Origin of the sequence: Flavobacterium sp. 103 (assembly GCF_003096795.1) — a bacterium.
Taxonomy (GTDB): Bacteria; Bacteroidota; Bacteroidia; order Flavobacteriales; family Flavobacteriaceae; genus Flavobacterium.
The window spans coordinates 4,224,169-4,246,931 of sequence record NZ_QENX01000001.1 but is presented as its reverse complement, the minus strand read 5'-3'; the positions used below and the strand labels follow the sequence as shown (position 1 = coordinate 4,246,931).

General features: G+C 34.4%; 17 protein-coding genes, 2 tRNA genes and 1 pseudogene. 4 read left to right on the top strand and 16 right to left on the bottom strand.

Translation table 11 applies throughout. From position 1 onward, the window contains the following. Window positions 1-155: 155 nt before the first annotated feature. The 7 genes from uvrA to C8C85_RS18000 all read right to left on the bottom strand — a co-directional run bounded on the left by uvrA (window position 156) and on the right by C8C85_RS18000 (window position 11,186). The gene (gene uvrA / locus C8C85_RS18030; protein ID WP_116798259.1) at window positions 156-2,987 is read right to left on the bottom strand and encodes an excinuclease ABC subunit UvrA; all 2,832 of its coding nucleotides are present in this window, start codon (window positions 2,985-2,987) and stop codon (window positions 156-158) included. A gap of 299 nt (window positions 2,988-3,286) precedes the next feature. After that, window positions 3,287-5,080, bottom strand: coding sequence for a chloride channel protein (locus C8C85_RS18025; protein ID WP_116798258.1), 1,794 nt, complete (start codon window positions 5,078-5,080; stop codon window positions 3,287-3,289). A 57-nt stretch (window positions 5,081-5,137) separates the two neighbouring features. Next, window positions 5,138-6,298 (bottom strand): serine protease, encoded by a 1,161-nt coding sequence (locus C8C85_RS18020; RefSeq protein ID WP_116798257.1) that lies wholly within the window; start codon window positions 6,296-6,298, stop codon window positions 5,138-5,140. 147 nt (window positions 6,299-6,445) lie between these two features. Further along, on the bottom strand, window positions 6,446-7,114 hold the full coding sequence (locus C8C85_RS18015) for a DNA alkylation repair protein (protein ID WP_116798256.1): 669 nt from the start codon (window positions 7,112-7,114) through the stop codon (window positions 6,446-6,448). Between the two features lie 110 nt (window positions 7,115-7,224). Beyond that, window positions 7,225-8,907, bottom strand: a complete 1,683-nt coding sequence (gene ggt, locus C8C85_RS18010; RefSeq protein ID WP_116798255.1) for a gamma-glutamyltransferase — start codon at window positions 8,905-8,907, stop codon at window positions 7,225-7,227. 12 nt (window positions 8,908-8,919) lie between these two features. After that, window positions 8,920-10,605 carry a gamma-glutamyltransferase gene (gene ggt / locus C8C85_RS18005; RefSeq protein ID WP_116798254.1) on the bottom strand — a complete coding sequence of 562 codons (1,686 nt, stop codon included), beginning with the start codon at window positions 10,603-10,605 and terminating at the stop codon, window positions 8,920-8,922. Beyond that, entirely contained in the window at window positions 10,602-11,186 is a 585-nt protein-coding gene (locus C8C85_RS18000; protein WP_116798253.1) for an ACP phosphodiesterase, read from the bottom strand. Before C8C85_RS18000 ends, ggt (C8C85_RS18005) begins: the two co-directional genes overlap by 4 nt. A gap of 274 nt (window positions 11,187-11,460) precedes the next feature. Here C8C85_RS18000 and glmM point away from each other — a divergent pair, with 274 nt between their 5' ends. Continuing rightward, complete coding sequence (glmM, locus tag C8C85_RS17995) at window positions 11,461-12,849, top strand: phosphoglucosamine mutase (protein ID WP_116798252.1); 1,389 nt, start codon at window positions 11,461-11,463, stop codon at window positions 12,847-12,849. Window positions 12,850-12,890: 41 nt separating this feature from the next. Here the strand turns inward: glmM and C8C85_RS17990 are convergent. After that, a tRNA-Pro gene (locus tag C8C85_RS17990) sits at window positions 12,891-12,964 on the bottom strand. Between the two features lie 277 nt (window positions 12,965-13,241). Here C8C85_RS17990 and C8C85_RS17985 point away from each other — a divergent pair. Then, window positions 13,242-14,729, top strand: coding sequence for an aminotransferase class V-fold PLP-dependent enzyme (locus C8C85_RS17985; RefSeq protein WP_116798251.1), 1,488 nt, complete (start codon window positions 13,242-13,244; stop codon window positions 14,727-14,729). Window positions 14,730-14,858: 129 nt separating this feature from the next. Here the strand turns inward: C8C85_RS17985 and C8C85_RS17980 are convergent, their stop codons facing one another. After that, on the bottom strand, window positions 14,859-15,737 hold the full coding sequence (locus C8C85_RS17980; protein WP_116798250.1) for a lysophospholipid acyltransferase family protein: 879 nt from the start codon (window positions 15,735-15,737) through the stop codon (window positions 14,859-14,861). A gap of 91 nt (window positions 15,738-15,828) precedes the next feature. Next, entirely contained in the window at window positions 15,829-16,704 is an 876-nt protein-coding gene (locus tag C8C85_RS17975) for a lysophospholipid acyltransferase family protein (protein ID WP_116798249.1), read from the bottom strand. 120 nt (window positions 16,705-16,824) lie between these two features. Here C8C85_RS17975 and C8C85_RS17970 point away from each other — a divergent pair, with 120 nt between their 5' ends. Further along, window positions 16,825-17,463: a rhomboid family intramembrane serine protease gene (locus C8C85_RS17970; RefSeq protein WP_116798248.1), complete on the top strand. Its 639-nt coding sequence runs from the start codon at window positions 16,825-16,827 to the stop codon at window positions 17,461-17,463. A gap of 31 nt (window positions 17,464-17,494) precedes the next feature. After that, a complete protein-coding gene (locus C8C85_RS17965; protein WP_116798247.1) occupies window positions 17,495-18,184 on the top strand; it encodes an SIMPL domain-containing protein in 690 nt (229 codons plus the stop codon). Between the two features lie 52 nt (window positions 18,185-18,236). Here C8C85_RS17965 and C8C85_RS17960 read toward each other — a convergent pair whose 3' ends face one another. The 6 genes and pseudogenes from C8C85_RS17960 to C8C85_RS17930 all read right to left on the bottom strand — a co-directional run bounded on the left by C8C85_RS17960 (window position 18,237) and on the right by C8C85_RS17930 (window position 22,635). Further along, on the bottom strand, window positions 18,237-19,682 hold the full coding sequence (locus C8C85_RS17960) for an amino acid permease (RefSeq protein WP_116798246.1): 1,446 nt from the start codon (window positions 19,680-19,682) through the stop codon (window positions 18,237-18,239). 80 nt (window positions 19,683-19,762) lie between these two features. Then, a tRNA-Tyr gene (locus tag C8C85_RS17955) sits at window positions 19,763-19,843 on the bottom strand. Between the two features lie 172 nt (window positions 19,844-20,015). Then, a pseudogene (locus tag C8C85_RS17950) lies at window positions 20,016-20,402 on the bottom strand (TlpA family protein disulfide reductase); the annotation flags it as partial. An 18-nt stretch (window positions 20,403-20,420) separates the two neighbouring features. Further along, a complete protein-coding gene (locus C8C85_RS17945; RefSeq protein WP_111411391.1) occupies window positions 20,421-21,176 on the bottom strand; it encodes a DUF4369 domain-containing protein in 756 nt (251 codons plus the stop codon). A 605-nt stretch (window positions 21,177-21,781) separates the two neighbouring features. Next, window positions 21,782-22,222, bottom strand: a complete 441-nt coding sequence (locus tag C8C85_RS17935) for a KTSC domain-containing protein (protein ID WP_116798244.1) — start codon at window positions 22,220-22,222, stop codon at window positions 21,782-21,784. A 167-nt stretch (window positions 22,223-22,389) separates the two neighbouring features. Next, on the bottom strand, window positions 22,390-22,635 hold the full coding sequence (locus C8C85_RS17930) for a hypothetical protein (RefSeq protein WP_116798243.1): 246 nt from the start codon (window positions 22,633-22,635) through the stop codon (window positions 22,390-22,392). Window positions 22,636-22,763 lie beyond the last annotated feature (128 nt).

Genomic DNA, 22,763 nt, shown 5'->3' with positions numbered 1-22,763 from the left:
ATATTTATTTGGAGCTATTTACTTTGTCAGTTCGCTTCGCTCGTGCCCCGCTATTCGTTTCAATCTCCCGAAGAAAAATCGGGAGGATTTCGCTGCTATCGGGGCTAGGGCATCGGTTTTCAATTTACCTTTAATTTTTTTTTAAAGATGTATAACTAAGATAACTCTTTTTTCAAAAACTGCGCCGTATAGCTTTTTTTATTTTTCACAATTTCCTCAGGAGTTCCTTTGGCTACAAGTTGTCCACCGCCTTTTCCGCCTTCGGGGCCAATGTCAATAATGTAATCGGCTAGTTTGATTACGTCCATATTGTGTTCGATAATCAAGATGGTATTTCCTTTATCAACTAGTTTATTAATTACATCCATCAACACTCGAATGTCTTCAAAATGCAAACCGGTTGTCGGTTCGTCAAGAATGTAAAATGTATTTCCGGTGTCTTTTTTTGACAATTCACCGGCCAGTTTGATACGTTGTGCTTCACCGCCCGAAAGTGTGGTACTTTGTTGTCCAAGCGTGATATACCCTAAACCAACATCCTGAATAGTCTTTACTTTTCTATAAATTTTAGGTATGTTTTCAAAGAAAGGTACCGCTTCGTCAACGGTCATGTTCAACACATCCGAAATGGATTTTCCTTTATAGCGAATCTCTAATGTTTCTCTATTGAAACGCTTTCCTTGGCAGGTCTCACATTCTACATACACATCAGGCAAAAAGTTCATTTCAATGGTACGAACTCCAGAACCTTCACAGGTTTCGCAACGACCTCCCTTTACATTAAAACTAAAACGTCCCGCTTTATACCCACGAATCATACTTTCGGAAGTCATTGTATATAGGTTTCGTATTTCGGTAAAAACTTCAGTGTAGGTTGCAGGATTGGAACGCGGTGTTCGTCCAATCGGGCTTTGGTCGATATCGATCACTTTGTCGATATGTTCCAAACCTTCTATTTTTTTATACGGCATCGGAATTTTAACACCATTAAAATAATAGGCATTCAAAATAGGGTAGAGGGTTTCGTTAATCAATGTTGATTTCCCGCTTCCCGAAACTCCCGTAACGCATATCATTTTACCCAAAGGCAATTCAATTGAAACATTTTTTAGGTTATTTCCTGTAGCTCCGGTTAATTTCAGGAATTTTCCATTCCCTTCACGGCGTTTTTCGGGAATTTCCAATTTCATTTTGCCATTCAAATACTGAGCAGTAATCGTATCCGAAGCCAATGTTTCGGCCGGAGTCCCAATACTGATGATTTCCCCTCCGTATTTTCCTGCTTTTGGACCAATATCGATTACATAATCCGCGCGTTCGATCATGTCTTTATCGTGTTCAACCACAATAACAGAGTTACCAATGTCTCGCAATTGCTCCAAAGAATGAATCAGCTTATCGTTGTCTCTTTGGTGTAAACCAATACTTGGTTCATCCAAAATATATAAAACACCCACCAATTGCGACCCAATTTGTGTCGCCAATCGAATACGTTGTGCTTCACCGCCTGAAAGTGATTTGGAACTTCGGCTTAAAGCCAAATATTCTAATCCTACATTCATTAAGAAAGCCAAACGGTCTTTGATTTCCTTAATTACTTCGGTAGCAATTCTTTTTTGTTTGTCTGATAAATGTTTGTTTAAATCCAAAAACCAAGCTGTCAAATCCGAAATATCCATATCACACAACTCGGATATGCTTTTTTCGTTTATTCTAAAATAATTGGCTTCCTTTTTCAAACGGGAACCTTCGCAAACAGGACATTTTATTTCGTCCATAAATTCCTTGGCCCAACGCTTAATGGTTGTCGAACCACTTTCATCATGTTGGTTTTTTATGAAATGGGAGATTCCTTCAAAGTCAATTTTGTAATCTCGAGCAACTCCTAAAACTTCAGAATTAATGGTGAATTTTTCTTTTCCGCCATTCAAAATCATTTCTATTGCTTCTGAAGGAATTTTTTCGATGGCATCGGTTAATTTAAAACCATATTTCTCACCTATAATCTCCATTTGTTTGAAAATCCAAGATGATTTGTATTCACCTAAAGGCGCAAATCCCCCAGCTTTGATGGATAATTTAGGATTCGGAATAATCTTGCCAACATTAATTTGATTGACAGTTCCCAATCCGTTGCAATTATCGCAAGCTCCTTTGGGTGAATTGAAAGAAAATAAATTTGGTTCTGGATTTTGATAGGATATGCCGGTAGTCGGACACATTAAGTTCCTACTGAAATAACGAACTTCATTGGTGTCCTGATCCAAAACCATCAAAACATTTTCGCCATGATGCATTGCAGTGTTGATACTTTCGGACAGGCGTTTTTCGTTATCAGGTGTGTTTTCAATCAGCATTCTGTCGACAACAATCTCGATATCGTGGGTTTTGTAACGATCCAATTTCATTCCCGAAACCAAATCCAGAATATCTCCGTTGACACGAACTTTTAAGAATCCTTGTTTGGTTATTTGCTGAAAAAGTTCGGCATAATGTCCTTTTCTTGCTCGAATAACCGGAGCGAGAATATTGATTCTTTTCCCAGTAAAGTCCTGAATAATTAAATCTTTGATTTGGTCATCGGAGTAAGAGACCATTTTTTCACCGGTATTGTAACTGTAGGCATCGGCACCACGGGCATAAAGCAAACGCAGGAAATCATAAATTTCGGTAATGGTTCCCACTGTAGAACGAGGACTTTTACTGGTAGTTTTTTGCTCGATGGCAATAACAGGCGAGAGTCCGTCAATTTTATCGACATCGGGACGTTCCAAACCACCAAGAAATTGCCTCGCATAAGCTGAAAACGTTTCTACATAACGGCGTTGTCCTTCGGCATAAATAGTGTCGAAAGCCAATGAGGATTTTCCAGAGCCCGAAAGACCCGTTATGACTACCAGTTTTTCACGGGGAATGGAAACATCTATATTTTTTAGATTGTGAACGCGGGCACCTTGAACCTCAATCGTATTGTTTGTATCTAGCATAATTTTTGCAAAAAAGCAAAGTTACCATTTTGATTGCTACTTTTGATAGAACAGTATGGAAGATTGTGTTAAAAAAAAGAGTGATTTATGATTTAAGAATAACGATTTTATCTTTCAGATTTGAAAAATTTAAAAGTTCTTGAAAAATGAAAAGACTTCGTTTTCTGTAAACTTCTTGTGTGTACGTGAGGGATAGAGCAAGGCGCCATAGCGCTCGTGATAGCCCGACGCTGTTCCCTAAATGGGCCCTTAACCACTACTGTATATAAGCCCATTTAGGGAACAGGGTCACGCCCAAATTATTCTATTGTCATAGATTTTAACTTGGTTCTATATGCTTCGAGCGCCACAGATTTGGATATAAAACCATAATATTTATCATCACTTATTACAGGAAGGAAGGCTTTTTTGGAAGCTTCAAATTTGTCCATGACAATTTCCATACTATTGGAAGGATTGACAATGGCAACTGGTTGCACCATGATTTCTTTGACTAAAGTGTATTTCACTCTATATGGATTGAAAATTATCTCCCGAATATCATTAAAATGCACAATTCCCAATAACCGATTGTCAGGTGAAACTACAGGAAAAATAACTTGATTAGAATGTGAGATTAAATCAACCAATTTTTCAAGATTTTCATCTGGAGAAATCTTCAGATAATCAGTTTGAATTATTGATTGTGTCTCTAATGTCGATAAGACGTTAGAATCTTTATTACTTGTAAACGCATGTCCTTTCTTAGCCAGGTTCTTAACATCTAAAGAATGTTTTTCAAACCGTTTGGAAATAGCAAAACTAATCGAAGCAACAATCATAAGAGGAATCATCAATCCATAACCTCCTGTTATTTCAGCAATTAAAAAGATTGCCGTTAAAGGCGCATGAAATAATCCGCTCAAAATTCCTGCCATGCCCACCATAGTAAAGTTACCGACCGGTAAATTTGTCAAACCTATTAGATTCAATAATTTTGAAAAGAAAAAACCAACATAAGAACCTAAAAAAAGGGAAGGGGCAAAATTACCTCCATTACCGCCACTGCCTAAAGTTATTCCAGTAGCAAAGGCTTTTAACATAAAAGAACAACCAACAAAAGCCAATAATGCCCAATTGTTATTTCTAAATCCGCTAAAAAAAGTATTTTCTAATAATTCTCCTGGATCACTACCAGACAAAGTCCTGATGCTCTCGTAACCTTCTCCAAAAAGTGTTGGAAAAATAAATATTAAAAGCGCCAATATAGAAGCGCCAATCAACGCTTTTGTATAAAGTGGATATCGAATATGGGCAAAAAAGTGCTCCGTTCTTTGGAAATTACGAGCATAAAATACCGATACAAACCCAGTAAATACACCGAGAAGCACATAATATGGCATATTATGGTAATTAAAAGTTTGTCTGCTTGGGAAATTTAATAAAATCGATTCATCTAAGGCAATTGCCGATACTAAAGCCCCTGTGGCAGCTGCTATCATTATTGGGGTAAAAGCCGAAATACTGACATCAACCAATAGAACTTCAATAGCAAATAGAACTCCTGCTATTGGGGCGTTAAATGCAGCAGCTATTCCAGCTGCAACTCCGCAACCAATGAGTAATGTTCTGTCTTTATAGTGCAGTTTATATCTTTGGGCATAATTAGAGCCAAAGGCTGCCCCGGTAACCACGATCGGACTTTCAAGACCTGCCGAACCTCCCAAACCTACGGTAAGCGAACTTGTCATGATTTGGGCATACATCTGTTTTTTTGGAATAATACTCGCTTTTTTGGCTACAGCATATAGAATTTGTGAAGTTCCTTTTTCAATAGTTCCTCCCAGAAAACGTTTTACGACAAATACCGTAAGCATAATACCAATTACAGGCAATAATATCTTTATAATTCCTATCTTAAAAAAATTGGTGTGAAAAGTTATATATGTCGCAAACCTGAAAACCCAATGGGCAAATGTTTTTAATACAATAACAGCTAAAGCAGATGAAATTCCAACTAAAACACTGGATAAAAAGATAAATTGCTTTGGGCTGAAAGCAGATTGGGATAAAGCAAGCAGCTGTTCTATTTTTGAAAAAAACTTTTTAAACATTATCTCTTTAAAGTTGGTTTATCACAAAATTAAGCTTTTTAATGCAAAAAGTACAAACTATTCCATCAAAGACATAGCGTGTTTGGCAACAATTCCAAAATTATATCCTTGCGCTTCATCATAGCCTGCATAGTTGATTGCAATAAGTTGACCACATTCGTTAAATACAGGAGAACCACTCGCGCCATGAGTAGAAGTTACGTTATACTGTACACTAACACCGTCTGATTCTTTATTGATTTGTCCCTCATAAACTTGCACTTTTATCCCTCTGCGCGTGTTCGCCAATTGTAATCCCATTGGATAACCAATCAAAATGGCATTGGTTCCCGGTTTGATGCTTGCATCATCTTTTACGGCATCGTCTAAATCAACTATATCCGAAACCGAAGCTGGCAAACTTTCGCTTATCAATTGCAAAACGGCAACATCAACTTCATCTCCGTCGGCTATTTTGAATACTTTGCATTGTAACCAATTGTCTTTTGAACCGTGTAGCGCTATGCTAATTTCAACTGTTTTAGGAACGATTTTGATATCCTCAAGGTTTGTATATGTAATTTGGCTAGTTACAGCTTTTTCTTCTGTTTTATTATCTGCTATCAAATCATTTACTTCACTATTTACACTCGAAGAATCAACATTTGCAATAGGTGCATTGTTTTCTGCAGCAGCTTCTTCTTCAGAATAATCTCCTTCGCCTTCTTCATCGTAATAGTCATTCCAGTGTGATTCAAGATAAGTTTTATAGTCTTTTTTATCAATGGAATCAGGTAAAATAGATGCGATATGGTCTTTTAAATCGCCAAAATCTTCATTTTTAGATTCGGTATATTTCCAAGGTTCGGCAACGTGATGATTGGTAACTATTTTTCCATCCTCAGATACAAAAAATCCTGTTCCAGAAATTGTTTTTTCTCCCAATGAACTATCGTCAACAGCAATTTGAAAAGGTTCAGAGCCTTTGATTGAAATTTGCAAAGCGTATGTATGTTTGACAAGTACAACAGCATCTTTGTATTTTTCATAAATCTGAGTTTGATTATTAAGGCAGACAACTTCTTTTTTATTGAATTTGGCCCAAACTCTTGGAATTATGATTAACCCCAGAACAAATAGTACGCCAATAATTAATGCTATTTTTTTATTTCTTGCTTTGTTATTGGTTTGCAATGGATTTGTATTGTTATTTTCTTCTGAAGTTTGATTTTCTGACATTTTGCTAATTTTTTGAAAGCAAATTTAGTAAAACAAAACGTACTAATTATATGCTGGTTTATTTAAATTGAAACAATTTTTACTTAAATATATAAGATTTTGCAAATCAAGTCATTGTGTTTATTTCAAGAATAAAAACATGCTTATTTATTTTATATTTTTCAAAGCTTCTTTTTCGCTCATTTTTTTTAGATTGGAAACGGATACAAAATCATTTACTGCTTCGGGATTTGTTTTGGCATATTCTCGTAATGCCCAACCAATGGCTTTTTGAATGAAAAATTCAGTTGAAGTTTTATGTTTCTCGCAGATTGATTTTAATAAATCAAAATTTGTTTTTTCTTTATAACCCAGCTGGAAAAGAATAGCGCTTCGATTCAACCACATATTCTCGGAGTTTGAAAAACGACTAATGACAGCATCAGTTTCTAAAGGGAATTTACGCAAATAATCGCCCAAAAGGAATTTAGCAATAACATCAACAGTATCCCACCAAGAGTTTGTAATTATAAGTTTTTCGATAAGCTGAATATCCTCTTTTATATAATTATCTTTTAGATTTTTTATCAAAATTTCTAGGGCGCAATAATGTAGCTCCCTTTCTTTTTTCGAATATAAAAACAAAGAAATTTCCCTTGGATTGTCGGAAACTTCTTTTTGGTTTTCGGTCCAAATAGTTTTGAAAATTCGTCTTCTTTCCTCTGTTTTTATTCCGAAAAACTGAAAATTATTTTTCATGTATTTTGACATAGCAACAGCATTTTCGGTATTGCTGTTTTCTGTAAAAGCTTTCTCTAAAGAAGGAATAAAATTCATAATAATAAAAAATTCAATGGCAATAGCAATGCCAATTTCAATGACAATGAGAAAATTTAAATTCCAAAATTAAATAGATAAACTGAAATCTAAATTCTAAAATCTGCAATCTAAAACCCTGCAGCCTTATCATCACCTCTGTAATCAGCACCTCCTTCAATTTTGCCATCAGGGAGAACCAAAATGGCATCTACTTTTCCAATTACAGGCGTTGTTTTTTCATTGATGATATATCCTTTGGCTTTTAATTTTTCAAAAGTGTTTGTGTCGAAAGTATTGGGCTCAAATGTAATGACATCCGGCAACCATTGATGATGAAATCTTGGAGCGTTTACTGCTTCTTGCATGCCTAAATTGTATTCATAAACATTCAGAATCGTTTGCAAAACCGAAGTAATAATGGTAGATCCTCCAGGGGAACCAACGACCATAAACAATTTACCGTCTTTTTCTACAATTGTGGGTGTCATGGAACTCAGCATTCTTTTTTGCGGAGCTATGCTATTGGCTTCATTTCCGACCAATCCAAACATATTGGGTTCGCCAGGTTTGGCACTGAAATCATCCATTTCATTATTTAAAAAAAAGCCCAACTCATCACAATAATACTTGGATCCATAACCGTCGTTTAAAGTTGTGGTTGCCGCGACTGCATTCCCAAATTGATCTACGATAGAGTAGTGGGTAGTCTCGGTGCTTTCATTATAAGTTACTTTTCCTTCCTTAATTTCAGATGATAAAGTAGCTTTATTTACATTAAAACTAGACATTCTTTGTTTTAAATAATCATCGGCCATCAATCCTTTCAAAGGAATTTTCACAAAATCGGGATCACCAAGAAAATAACTTCTGTCTGCATAGGCACGGCGCTCGGCTTCTACAATTAATTGAATCGATTCAGCCGAATTATGTCCCATTTTGGATAAGTCATAAGGCTCGATCATTTTTAAAATCTGTGCCAAACAAATACCACCACTGCTTGGAGGTGCCATCGAAATTATTTTTAAATCTTTATATGCAAAAGATAGGGGAGTTCTCCATTTGGCTTCGTATTTTGCCAAATCTTTCATCGTAATAATTCCGCCTTTTTCTTTAAGGTATTTGACCAAAATTTTTGCAGTTTGGCCTTTATAAAACTCATTTCGCCCATTTTGGGAAATTCTTCTCAAAGTGGATGCCAAGGCTGGATATTTTATGGTGTCATTTTCTTTGTATAAAGTAGAATATAATGAACTTGTTCCGTTTATTTTAACCAGTTCATCATGATAATCACTCAAACGGTTTGCTTGTTTTTTAGTAACAATAACTCCTCTTTTGGCTAAAGCAATAACGGGTTTCAAAATTTCGGACATTGGCATTGAGCCAAATTTTTTATGAACAGCAAAAACACCTGCTATAGTTCCAGGAACTCCAATAGCAAGCGGACTTTCGGTACTTTTTCCTTTAATTACTTTACCATCTTTGTCTAGAAACATATTTTTGGATGCAGCCAAAGGTGCTTTCTCCCTATAATCTAAAGAACCAATTTCTCCATTTGCTTTTCGAAATACCATAAATCCTCCCCCTCCAAGATTTCCCGCATACGGATAGGCGACCGCCAAAGCCAATTCTGTGGCTACCATAGCATCAAAAGCATTTCCGCCTTTTTGCATAATTTCTGTTCCAATTTTGGAAGCTTCTTCCCGTGCCGAAACGACCATAGCTTTATCAGCAATAAGACCTTTGACTGTTGTGTTTGTCTGCGCAAAACTATTTAAACAGATAAATAGTATTGGAATGTATAATTTTTTCATTTTTAAAATCGATTAATATCCAGATGCATTATTATCTCCTCTTTTATCAGCACCACCTTCTAATTTGCCACTTGGAAGCACCAAAATAGCATCAACTTCTCCAATAATCTGGTTGTTTTTCTCATTGATAATGTAGCCTTTCTTTTTTAAATCATCCAATAAAGATTTTGAGAAAGAATTCGGCTCAAAAACAATTTCATCAGGCAGCCATTGATGATGAAAACGTGGAGCATTGACGGCTTCTTGCATGCTCAAGTCAAATTCGTAAACATTCAAAATAGTTTGTAAAACCGAAGTTATGATAGTTGATCCTCCTGGAGTTCCAACGACCATAAAAAGTTTTCCGTTTTTCTCAACAATAGTTGGAGACATCGAACTCAACATTCTTTTTTCGGGAGCAATGCTATTGGCTTCAGTTCCTGTCAGACCATATAAATTGGGTACTCCGGGTTTTGCACTAAAATCATCCATTTGATTGTTTAGAAAGAAACCCAATTCATCACAATAAATTTTAGAACCATAATTATCATTTAAAGTTGTAGTTACCGAAACCGCATTTCCCTTGGAATCAACTATAGAATAATGGGTTGTCTGCTTACTCTCATAACCTTGAATTGTACCGTGAGCAACATCTGAAGATTTTGTGGCTTTATCAAATGAAAAATTACCCATTCTGTTTTTTAAATAAGTTGAGTCTTGTAACTCTTTCATTGGAAGTTTTACAAAATCAGGATCGCCTAAGAAATAGTTTCTATCGGCATAGGCTCTTCTTTCAGCCTCGGTAATTACCTGAATCGCTTTCATGCTGTTATGACCCATTTCGGCAAGATCAAAAGGTTCAATCATTTTCATAATTTGGTTCAAACAAATACCACCACTGCTTGGAGGAGACATCGATATTATCTTTAAATCTTTGTATTTAAAAGTAATTGGCGTTCTCCATTTTGCTTGGTATTTAGCCAAATCATCAAGAGTAAAAAGACCTCCTTTTTTTGTAATAAAAGAAACTAATTTCTGTCCAGTTTCACCTTTGTAAAATTCAGCTGCCCCATTTTTTGAAATTCGTTTCAATGTTTCTGCCAAAGCCAAATATTTAATGGTATCACCAACTTTATATACTTTCGAAAACAAACTATTTGGTCCATTTGCTTCTATAAATGAAGCTCTGTATTCTGCTAAACTTTGTGCTTGAAATTGGGTAACTACAACGCCTCTTTCTGCTAAAGCAATTACAGGTTTTAAAATTTCGCTGATAGGCAAATAGCCATATTTTCTATGTACTTCAAATACCCCGGCAATTGTTCCGGGAATTCCTGAAGCCAAAGCTGTTTCGGTGCTTTTACCCTCAATAACGTTTCCTTTTTCATCGAGATACATATCTTTTGATGCTGATAAAGGTGCTTTTTCTCTGTAATCCAAAGCGCCTGTTTCGCCATTGGATTTTCTGAAAACCATAAATCCTCCACCGCCAATATTTCCTGCTTGTGGATGGCTTACCGCCAAAGCCAATTCGGTGGCAACCATAGCATCAAAAGCATTTCCGCCTTTATGCAAAATTTCAACACCAATTTTGGATGCTTCTTCTCTAGCCGAAACGACCATAGCTTTCGAAGTCACCAGACCTGTAGGTTCAACTATTTTTTCATTCGATTTGCAACTTAAGAACAGTATTGCAGCTAAGAATATTATTTTTTTCATAATGTCATTAATTTTTGTTTTGAATGTATTCTTACGTCTTCAAAGAATGTGATAAATTCGTGTTCGAACTCGGTATAGAATTCAATTAGTTCAGCAGATGAGAATCGCATTTTAGATTCATTTTTGGTTCGACTGTCCATTTGTGTCAGAATCCTATTGATTCCTTCTACAGTTTGGTAACTTACCAGCCAGTTGTATTCAATCATATAAGGCATCATTCCTTTGGTTCTTTCAGATAAAAAATCATAATTGTCACGTAAAGATTGATAAAAACGATTTGTAAAATTTACCAAATTTTCATCCGAATAATTACTCCAATTTTTGGCTAAAAAATGATCATAAAAGACATCTACAATTACCCCAGCATAATGATGGTACTTTTCATGTAATCGTTTGGTGCTTTTTCTAAAAACGGGGTGAGCATCAGTGTAAGTATCAATAAATCGATGCAAAATAATTCCTTTTTGTATTTCTGGGGGATAAGTTTCAAATTGTTTTCCTCTAATTCCGTCCGCCATAAAGTTTCCGATTTTTATCAAATCATTGTCTCCAGATAAATAAATGTGGGCTAGGAAGTTCATTGGGATTTTTGATTGAAGATTAAGGATTTCTGATTTTCGCTTTTTAAATCAAGTCTGAAGATGTTTGTAGTCTATCTTCGTTTGATAAAGATATAAAAAAACAGTAAACCCTTTAGTAAAAGAAATAGTAGTCCAAAATTCAATTCCTTTTGCAATTTTCTTCTTAATAAAGACATAAACTTTTTTATATTTGTCCCTATAAAATAATTCAAATTTTGAATTGCAAAATGGAAATCTGCAATTAAAAATCCTTAATCAAAAATCATAATTCACAATGACTTTAATAAAATCAATATCCGGAATTCGAGGAACTATAGGTGGGAAAGTAGGAGATAATTTAACTCCGGTTGATGCCGTAAAATTTGCTTCGGCGTATGGAACTTGGCTGAAAAACTATTCAAAAAAAGATAAACTAACAGTTGTAGTTGGTCGTGATGCCCGTATTTCGGGGCCTATGATTCATAATTTGGTTATCAATACACTTATAGGATTAGGAATTGATGTAATAGATTTAGGTCTTTCTACTACGCCAACAGTTGAAATTGCTGTTCCATTGGAAAAAGCAGATGGTGGAATCATTTTGACAGCTTCTCACAATCCAAAACAATGGAATGCATTGAAATTGCTGAATGAGAAAGGTGAATTCTTAAGTGGTGCTGCAGGAGAAAAAATCCTTGAGATTGCCGAAGCCGAAGCTTTTGACTTTGCAGATGTGGACAGTTTAGGCGAAATTACTGTAAATGATGCCTATATGGATATCCATATCGATGAAGTATTGAACTTGCCATTGGTAGATGTTGAAGCTGTAAAAGCTGCTAAATTTAAAGTAGTTGTGGATGGCGTGAATTCTTCAGGAGGAATTATTATTCCAAAATTATTGGAATTGATGGGAGTTGAAGTAGTAAAATTATACTGTGAGCCCAACGGACATTTTCCTCACAATCCAGAACCTTTAAAAGAACACTTAACAGATATTTCGGAGTTGGTGGTAAAGGAAAAAGCACACTTGGGAGTAGTCGTTGATCCAGATGTAGATCGTTTGGCATTTATTTGTGAAGACGGTGAAATGTTTGGTGAAGAATATACTTTGGTGGCTTGTGCCGATTATGTTTTGAGTAAAACTCCAGGAAATACGGTTTCGAATATGTCATCTTCTCGTGCACTGCGTGATGTGACCAACGAACACAACGGAAGCTACGAAGCCAGCGCAGTAGGTGAGGTGAATGTCGTGGAATTGATGAAGAAAAACAATGCGATTATTGGGGGCGAAGGTAATGGTGGAATCATTTACCCAGAATCACACTATGGGCGTGACAGTATGGTAGGTGTAGCTTTATTCCTGACTCATTTGGCGAACAAAAAAATGTCAGTTTCGGCATTGAGAGCTTCATATCCAGAATATTATATGAGCAAAAACAAAATTGAGCTGACTCCACAAATTGATGTAGATGCGATTCTTGTGGCGATGACAGAAAAATACAAAAATGAAGATATTACCACAATTGATGGGGTCAAAATTGACTTTGCCGATAATTGGGTGCATTTAAGAAAATCAAACACCGAACCGATTATTCGTATTTATACCGAGGCGTCCAGTCAGAAATTGGCAGATGATTTGGCCTTGCGAATTATCGACGAAATAAAAGCAATAGCTGGAATATAAAAACTAAAAACCGACTCGTAAGTCGGTTTTTTTATGCCTTGTCGGGATGACTGGATTCGAACCAGCGACCCCTAGCACCCCATGCTAGTACGCTACCTGGCTGCGCTACATCCCGGGTATCTTCGATTGCAAATATATTTTTTTATCGAAAAAAAAGAAAATTATAATTCGGATTGTTTGCAATCATAATTAAGTTTTATTACTAGAATATCCAATATTTAATGTACGAATTTTCAAGATCATATTTTGTATTATTCCTAAAATTAGTGACTTATACAAGTTGAAAATGATAATAGTTTGCTTTTACACTTGAAATACTTTCAAAAATGAAAAGATTGGAATGTTTATATTTTAATCAAAAAACAATATATTTGGTGCCAAATTAAAATGAAATGGCTTCAATTAAAGTAACAACTCAACTAGAACAATATTTTCAACAATTTCGAGATAATATTATTGGAATTAACCAAGAATTTGAATCTCCCTATGGGGCTCAAAAAATTATCTATACAGATTGGACGGCCAGTGGTCGTTTGTATCGTCCGATCGAAGAAAAGTTGATGAATGAGTTTGGACCTTTTGTTGCCAATACTCATACCGAAACTACCGTTTCAGGTACAGCAATGACCAAATCGTACCACCATGCCCGTAACATTATTAAGCGTCATGTAAATGCTAATTCAGACGATGTTTTGATAACGGATGGAACCGGTATGACAGGTGTAGTAAATAAATTTCAACGCATTTTAGGCTTAAAAGTACCGGAGAATCTAAAAGATTATATCAATATTCCAGCCGAAAAAAAACCAATTGTTTTTATTTCGCACATGGAACATCACTCCAACCAAACTTCATGGCTTGAAACTATTGCAGATGTAGAAGTTATTCCTTCCTGTGAGGAAGGGCTTTTTAGTATCGCTAATCTTGCTATTTTATTAGATAAATACAAAGACAGAACATACAAAATTGCCTCTATAACTTCATGTTCTAATGTAACCGGTATTAAAACGCCTTACCATGAAGCTGCTAAACTAATGCATCAGCACAACGGGGTTTGCTTTGTGGATTTTGCCTGTTCTGGTCCTTATGTAAAAATAGATATGCATCCAGAAGATTCTGAATCATATTTGGACGCTATTTTCTTTTCTCCTCACAAATTTTTGGGTGGGCCGGGAACTTCTGGAGTTTTGGTTTTTAATAAAAAATTATACCATAATATGGTACCTGATTGTCCAGGTGGAGGAACGGTTTCTTGGACCAATCCTTGGGGAGAACATAAATATATTGATAACATAGAAGATAGGGAAGACGGCGGTACTCCGGGATTTCTTCAAGTGATCAAAACAGCATTGGCTATTCAATTGAAAGAGCAAATGGGAATTGAAAATATTCTCAAACGCGAACACGAAATTGTGGAATATGTTTTTGATTCATTGGGAAATATTCCAAATATCAAGATTCTTGCAGGACAACATCACGATAGGTTGGGAGTAATTTCATTTTTTATAGAAGATTTGCACTTTAATTTAGGTGTAAAACTATTGAACGATAAATTCGGAATCCAAACTCGTGGCGGTTGTAGTTGTGCTGGAACTTATGGCCACTTCTTGTTGCACGTGGACCAAGAAGCTTCAAACAAACTGATTGATGAAATTAGTTTGGGAGATTTAATCAGAAAGCCAGGTTGGATCAGGATGTCAATACATCCAACAACCACTAAGGCCGAAATTGAATATGTTTGCAACAGCATTAAATCTCTTGCCGAAAATCATAAAAATTGGGCATTGGATTATGATTATAATAAAGACACCAATGAGTTCTTACACAAAAACGCTCATGCAATTGAAGATACACTAGTTCATGATTGGTTTTCTTTATAAGAAGCCAAGAAACTAAGATGATAAGATTCTACGTTTAAAAAAAAATCACTTAATCAAAACAGCTTGTCTTGAATAAGTGATTTTTTATTGAATCAAATTCCTGAAATCTTAATTCTAAAATCTGCAGTCTTAAATCTTATCTCTTCTGTATTTCCATCTCTTATGTGTCCATAAATAGAATTCTGGGGCTTCGTAGATTTGTTTTTCCAAAAGCTTCAAATACTGGTCAGTGAGTTCAAAGTTTGGAACCTCTTTAGGGTTATCAGAAAGAATTTCAAGGGTCGCTTCGTAATGACCTCGTGATACTTTTTTGGTATTGAGATAAACCAGATTCATATTGTATCTTTTGGATAACATTTCGGCGCCTACATGAACAGGGACTTCAATTCCCATAAATTTTGACCAATGCATCGCCCCTTTTGCTTTAGGTGATTGGTCACTGGCAAAACCATACAAAGCCAATATGTTATTTTTATTATTATTTATAATCGTCGGGACCGTCTGTTTGGTCGTGATTAATTTGGCATTAAATCTGGAGCGAATCTTACGGACTAATTTGTCAAAATAGGGATTTTTTAATTGTTTGTAAATTCCGTACCCTACAAAATCCGAATAATAATTCATTGATATAATCCATTCGTAACTGGCATAATGCGAACAGATAACAGCTACACTTTTTCCCTGTTTTTCAAGTTGTTTATAAACTTCAATGTTTTTAAAAACAAATCTTTTGCAAATTTCTTCTTTCGAAATATTCATTGTTTTTATCATTTCAAGGAACATATCGCACATATGATGGTAAAATTTTTTTTCTACAATCAATCGTTCTTGGTCAGATAAATGGGGTAATGCCAGGATAAGGTTTTCACGAACCGTTTTTTTACGATATCGAATAACTCGGTACACGATGAAATAAACAAAATCAGAAAATAAATATAATAGTCGAAAGGGAAGCATCGAAATTACCCAAATTACTGGATAGGCTACTAAATATATGAGGTATTGCATTTATTAAAATTTAATGCAAATATAATTAAATAATCTTTTTCAGAATTGTTTGAAATTTGAGAATTACTAATTTTACGCTTTTAGTCCATTTTTATAGCAATCGTTTATGTTTCCATCTTTTATGAGTCCATAAATAATATTCTGGAGATTCATAAATTTGCTCTTCAACTTTTTTCAAAAATAAATCGGTCAATTCATAGCAAGGGACTTCACTTGCGTTTTCTGATAGCACTTCTAAAGTTGCCTCATAATAACCGCGCTTTACTTTTTTTGTTTTAAGAAAAACAACATTCATGTTGTATTTTTTAGCGAGCATTTCAGCACCTGTGTGTACTGGCACCTCAATTCCCATAAATTTTGTCCAATGATGGGCGCTATTCTCCTTTGGAGATTGATCACTCGCAAAACCATATACCGACAGTTTTTTATTTCTGTTATTCGTTATAATTGTGGGTATTGTTTCTTTGGTAGTAATCAAAGTTGCATTAAATTTAGAACGAATGGAATGAACTAATTTATCAAAATGGGGATTTTTTATTTGTTTGTAAATTCCGTAGCCGTGAAATTTTGTGAAGTAGTTCATTGACACAACCCATTCATAACTGGCGTAATGAGCACACATAATGGCTATACTTTTTTCCTGTTTTTCAAGCTCTGCATAGACTTCAAAATTTGTAAAAACATATCTTTTGCATATTTCCTCTTTGGAAATAGTCATCGTTTTTATCATTTCCAGAAACATGTCACACATGTGGTGGTAGAATTTTTTTTCTATGACCAATCGTTCTTTATCAGATAAGTGGGGTAGGGTTAGCGCTAAATTGTTTCGTACTGTTTTTTTTCGATAACCAATAAGTCGATAAACTATTATGTAAACAAAATCTGAAAAAAGATAGAGTAAGCGAAAAGGTAAGATTGAAATACACCATAGAATAGGGTAAACAATTAGGTAAACAATGTATTTCATTTGATATATTTCCCCAAATATAGTTTTTTAAATTTCATAGGGAAATAGTTTATGATTTCTTTATTAGGACAAATTATAATATTAAGTAGATTTACACTAAATTTTAAAAACCTACATTTTATGAATGCCATTTTGCTTGGAATTATTGTCGCCAATGTATTAATAAGTTATAAAGGATTTAACGATCTTTCTTTTTTTAGAAAATATGAATTCCATGTTGGCAGTATTCGCGCCGGAGAACAAATCCGAATGATTTCCTCTGGATTTCTGCATGTTGATATGACTCATTTATTGTTCAATATGCTTACTCTTTATTTCTTTGCTCCTGTTGTCACAAATTATTTAGGTAATGTTTCATTTATCATGGTTTATTTCGGCAGTTTGATTTTTGGCAGTTTATTAACGATGCTTTTTCACAAAGATGAGTATAGTTATAGAGCTGTAGGAGCATCTGGAGCGGTAACGGGAGTTTTATATTCTGCTATATTATTGCAGCCTGATATGATGTTAGGCCTGTTTTTTGTGATTCCAATTCCAGCTTATTTATTTGGTATCATTTATTTGTTGTATTCAATTTATGGAATGCGATCCAAAAATGACAACATTGGCCATACAGCTCATTTTGGAGGGGCTATGGGAGGCTACTTGATTACTCTGTTGAGAAATCCTGAATTAATACAAGAACATGCTTTAATGACCGTTTTGCTTGCAATTCCTATTGTAATTCTTTTTGCAATGGCAAAAATGGGTAAACTTTAAAATTTAATTTCAATCTTTAAAAATCAATATTATGAAAAAATCGATCTTGTTTGTTATCTGTCTATTTACTGTTTTGGCACACAGCCAAGAAATCAAACCTATTCCCCAAGTAAATGTATCAGGTGAAGGAAAAATCAAAGTAGTCCCTGATCAAGTTACCATTTTGGCTACAGTGGAAACTAAAGGTACAAATGCCAAAGAAGTTAAAAAGCAAAATGACCAACAAATGGAGGCTGTTCTAAAATTGGTAAAAAGCATGAATTTGGCTCCTGCAGATTATAAAACAAAAAGAGTTTCTTTGAATCCTCAATATGATTATGAAAAAAAGAAACATACTTATAATGCTACGCAAACCATCGAGATTCTTTTGAGAGATTTATCAAAATATGACGAATTAATGGAAGGCTTGGTTGATCAAGGAATCAATCGTATTGACAATGTAACTTTTCAATCATCAAAGTTGGCTCAATACCAATCTGACGCTCGCAAACAAGCCATGAAAGATGCTAAATTGAAAGCTGATGACTATGTGTCGGTTTTAGGGCAAAAAGTAGGAGCAGGGTTTACTATTACGGATAATTCACAAACGTATTATCCACAACCCGTATATGCAATGAAATCAATGTCTGTTGAATCTGATAATGCTGCTCCAAGACAAACCATGGCTGTTGGTGAAATCGAGATTATAGCCAATGTTAGTGTAAGTTTTAAATTGGAATAAAATCATATCCATTTATTATAAAAAAAGTGCTTGAAAATTCAAGCACTTTTTTTTATGATTTAGTTTCGTTTCGAAGTTTACTTCTTTTCTTGCCATAAAAGAAATAGATTATAAAGCCAATGGCCAACCAAACAAAAAGTCGCAACCAAGTATCAAATGGTAAAGAAACCATCATAACAACACAAGTAATAATTCCTAAGATAGGAACAACGGGAACGAATGGTGTTTTAAAAGGACGTTCTAAATTGGGTTCTTTTTTTCTAAGTATTAAAATTCCTAAACAAACCATTACAAAAGCCAATAAAGTACCAATACTGGTCATTTCACCCACAATGCTTATTGGAACTAATCCTGCAAAAAGGCTTATAAAAATGCATAAAACAATATTTGATTTATAAGGTGTATTGAACTTAGGGTGCAATTCTGAGAAAACTTTTGGCAACAATCCATCTTTACTCATCGAATAAAATACACGTGATTGTCCCAATAAATCAACTAGAATAACGGAAGTATAACCAATTAAAATGGCTAAAATTACAGCAATTCCTAACCATTCATAAGGTGTATTTGCTATAGCAATGGCAACTGGTGCTGCACTATTCTTAAATTCGGTGTAATTAGCTAATCCTGTCATCACATAACCAAATAGGATGAAAAGAACTGTACAAACAAGTAAAGATCCAAGTATTCCGATAGGCATATTACGTTGCGGATTTTTCGTTTCTTGAGCCATTGTTGCTACAATATCAAAACCTATAAAGACAAAGAAAACCACACCGGCTCCTCGTAAAACTCCAGACCATCCAAATTCTCCGAATGTTCCCGTATTATTTGGTATGAAAGGGTGATAATTTGCAGGATCAATGTATTGCCAACCCAAAGCGATAAAAACAATCACTACACCTACTTTTAATGCCACAACTATTGCATTAAATAGGGCAGAGCCTTTTGTGCCACGAATGATGATAGAAGTAATTAAGGCAATAATTAAAATAGAAGGTAAATTTACAATACCACGAACAATACTTCCATCGGCTAATGTGGCGGTTTCAAATGGTGATAAAACCAATTGGGGCGGAATGAAAATATCGAATTTTTCTAGAAATTTTACCAAATATTGTGACCAGCTTATTCCAACCGTCGCAGCACCAACCGAATATTCTAGGATTAAGTCCCATCCGATAATCCAGGCGAAAAGTTCTCCCAGAGTTGCATATGCATAAGTGTAGGCGCTTCCCGAGACAGGAACCATAGAAGCAAATTCGGCATAGCACAAAGCACTGAATGCACAACCAACAGCTGCTATAACAAATGATAGTATTACAGCGGGGCCAGAATTATTTGCAGCCGCAATTCCGGTTAATGAAAAAAGACCTGCACCAATAATTACTCCGACTCCAATGGCAACTAAATTAAGAGCTCCTAAGCTCCGTTTTAATGAATTTTCTCCTGTATTCGCTGCTTCAATTTTTAAAGCCGCAATTGATTTTTTTAGCATAATAAATAAATTATATAAACTATACGGATATAGTAGATTTTTAGATAAAAAAAAAGCCTCAATTACTTGAAGCGATTTTGTGGGGAGAGCAGGATTCGAACCTGCGAAGTTCACACAGCAGATTTACAGTCTGCCCTCGTTGGCCGCTTGAGTATCTCCCCAGGCCTTATTTGGTAACGCTTATTGCGTTATCCGGGTGCAAATATAGAGACTGTTTTTAGTTTTACAAACTTTTTTTGCACTTTATTTTAGTATTATTTTTAATGCATTGGTATTGAATAAAATAAAAAATCTCCATAAGGGAGATTTTTTATTTTGGAATACTAAAAAGGATTATTTACCTAATAATTCTATGATTTTTGCTTTAAGTTCATCGCCTCTTAAATCCTGCGCTACTACATTTCCTGATTTATCAAGGATGAAGGTAGCTGGAATTGATTCTACTTTGTATTGCTTTGCAATCGGATCTTCCCAACCTTTAAGATTCGAAACCTGAGTCCAAACTAGTTTATCTTTTGCAATAGCTTCTTTCCATTTTGCAGGATCTTCGTCTAGAGAAACACCAATTATATTAAGACCTTTAGAATGCAATTCAGCATAAATAGCCACTACATTTGGATTTTCTTTTCGGCAAGGACCACACCATGAGGCCCAAAAATCAACGATTGTCACTTTTCCTAAACTTTCCTTTAGACTGATTTTTTTGCCTTGTGGGTTAGGAGCAGAGAAATCAGTCCTTCATTTAGCAGCTGGAGCTTGTGGCATTGCTGTAGCACCAACAGAAGGAGTTTTCAATTCAGCAAGTTTTGTTTTAAGAGCTTTACCTGGCTTAGAGTTTTTTAAAGACTCTTCAAGGCTATTGTACATAGTTTCAATTTTTTTAGAATCTACAGCTGGGTCATTGCTCATTCCTTGGATAATTAATACACTGATAAAAGATTTTGGGTGTGTATTTGCATAATCTACATATTTAGTTTTTGAAGTAGCTCCAATTTCAGTTTGAATTTTAGTATACTCTTTCATTAAACCATTGATAGTTGCAGTATCTTTAGTTTGCTGTGCCATTTGCATTTTTTGCATGTTAGCTGTTTGGAAATCCATTAAAGGTTTTTGAACTTTAGTGATTTCTTCGTTGAATTTCACATACTCATCATTGTTGTAAGTACCAGAAACTTTAGATTTTTGAATTGTATCTTTGTTTACAACGATTGTAATATCTCCATTTTCTAAGATAAATGGAATTTTACCTTGAGTTCCTTCAATTTGCAAAGTATGAAAAGATGGTTCAACTGCTTTTCCTTTAATTTCAAATTTACCGTTTTCTATTTTTACTGTATCTACAGCAATTAATCCCATACCTTTCTCATCTTGAGTTTCTAGGATTACTGTTTTACCGTTTTCAAAACCAGTAGCAGTTCCTGAGATAGTGTATTTGTCTTTGCTACAAGAAGTAAGTAATACTGTAGCAGTAAGAAATAAAATAATTTTTTTCATTTTTATTAGTTAATTGTTTTTAAGGTTACAAAAGTATTTAAAATTATAAATTAACAATAACTTTAGTCCCTAAATTTATGTTATAATTTTCTCGCTTCTAAAGTTCTTAGAAACCAGTAAAATTCAATGTTTATAATTTTATAAAAGTTTAAATATACATAGCCTGGAGAAGTATAGAGTATGTATAATTTTTTTAATTAATGAATTCAGGATTCGCATTGATGAATATGTGATTCAATATGTTCGATTTCATTTAATGTTATCTTAATATCTAAATTCACTGTTCTCAGATCTTTGTGCAAATGTGAACAAACTGGATTTGATTTTAATTTAAAATCAATTTCAGCCTTTATTTTTTCAAGCTTTTCATAGGTTTTCAGGGCATTTTTATATTGCCTCTGGTACCGATTAATATAATCATTCATGGTTTTTTGGGTTAAGTTAGTATTATTTGGGTATGCTAATTTATTAAAAAACCTGTTAAAAAAACGTTAAGTCACTTCAATTTTAAAATTTATGAAAATATATGCAGCAATTTAGAATTAGTATGGATATAAAAAAAGCACTCTTTTGAGGGAGTGCTTTTGTGTATATTATATTGAAAACTATTCTTGATTGATAGTTTTTCTCCAAGGAAATGCATTAAAGATATGTCTTTTTGCAAATCTTCCAGGAGAATCGGCATTTACCATTTTTACGTAAGTAGCTTTAGGAACACTAATGTATTCGTAAACACTTCCGTTTGAGAAATTGACAATCAATCTTCCTTCAACAAATTTGTAGTCTGTAATTGTTGATGTAGCGATTGTCTCAGTATATTCAGGTAAAAGTTGTTTAATGGTCTCTGCATTAATACTTACCAAGAAGTGATAAGCCTCGATTATTTTTTTACTGTTTTCTTCAGCTTCTTTTAAACCAGCTTCATCGCCTTGAAATTTGTCAGGATGAGCATCTTTCATTGCATTACGATAGATGGTTTTTAATTCTTTAAGCTCTACTGTTTTTTCTACGTTAAGTAGTTTGCGGTATTCAACTATTTTTTTCATAAATAAGGTAACTACTTGTCTTTTACTATCAAACCAAATGTATTTGGCTGGAAATTGACAATTTTTTGCAAAGGTACACTTTTTTTTAACTTTTTACTTTAGCTAAAAAAAAAAATCAAAAAAAGTACTTTTTTGATTTTTAAAAATAATTTTGATGAGCTAAAAGCCTATTGTTCAGGCTTCATATTAGCCTTGTCAAAGTTTTTTGATTTTTTTGGATATTTATTATAACTGATATCGCTTGGGTTTTCGATGACACTTTTTATGGTAATCCAATCACCAACGTTATGTTTTTGAGCCATTTTGAAGTCCAAAAGATAAATACCACAAAAATAATTGTTGTTTTCATCTTGCTCCATTATTCCTGTAAAAACGCCTTTTTGTAACATTCTTTCTTCTGATGCTTTGGTCATAATCTCTTTATTTTAAAATAATTCTGGGGACAAAGTTAGGAAATTAATCGGTAATTGATGTGAGATTACACTTGAAATCAGGGCAAATTCATTAGTTTTAAAAACAACCACAGATTAGCAGATTTATT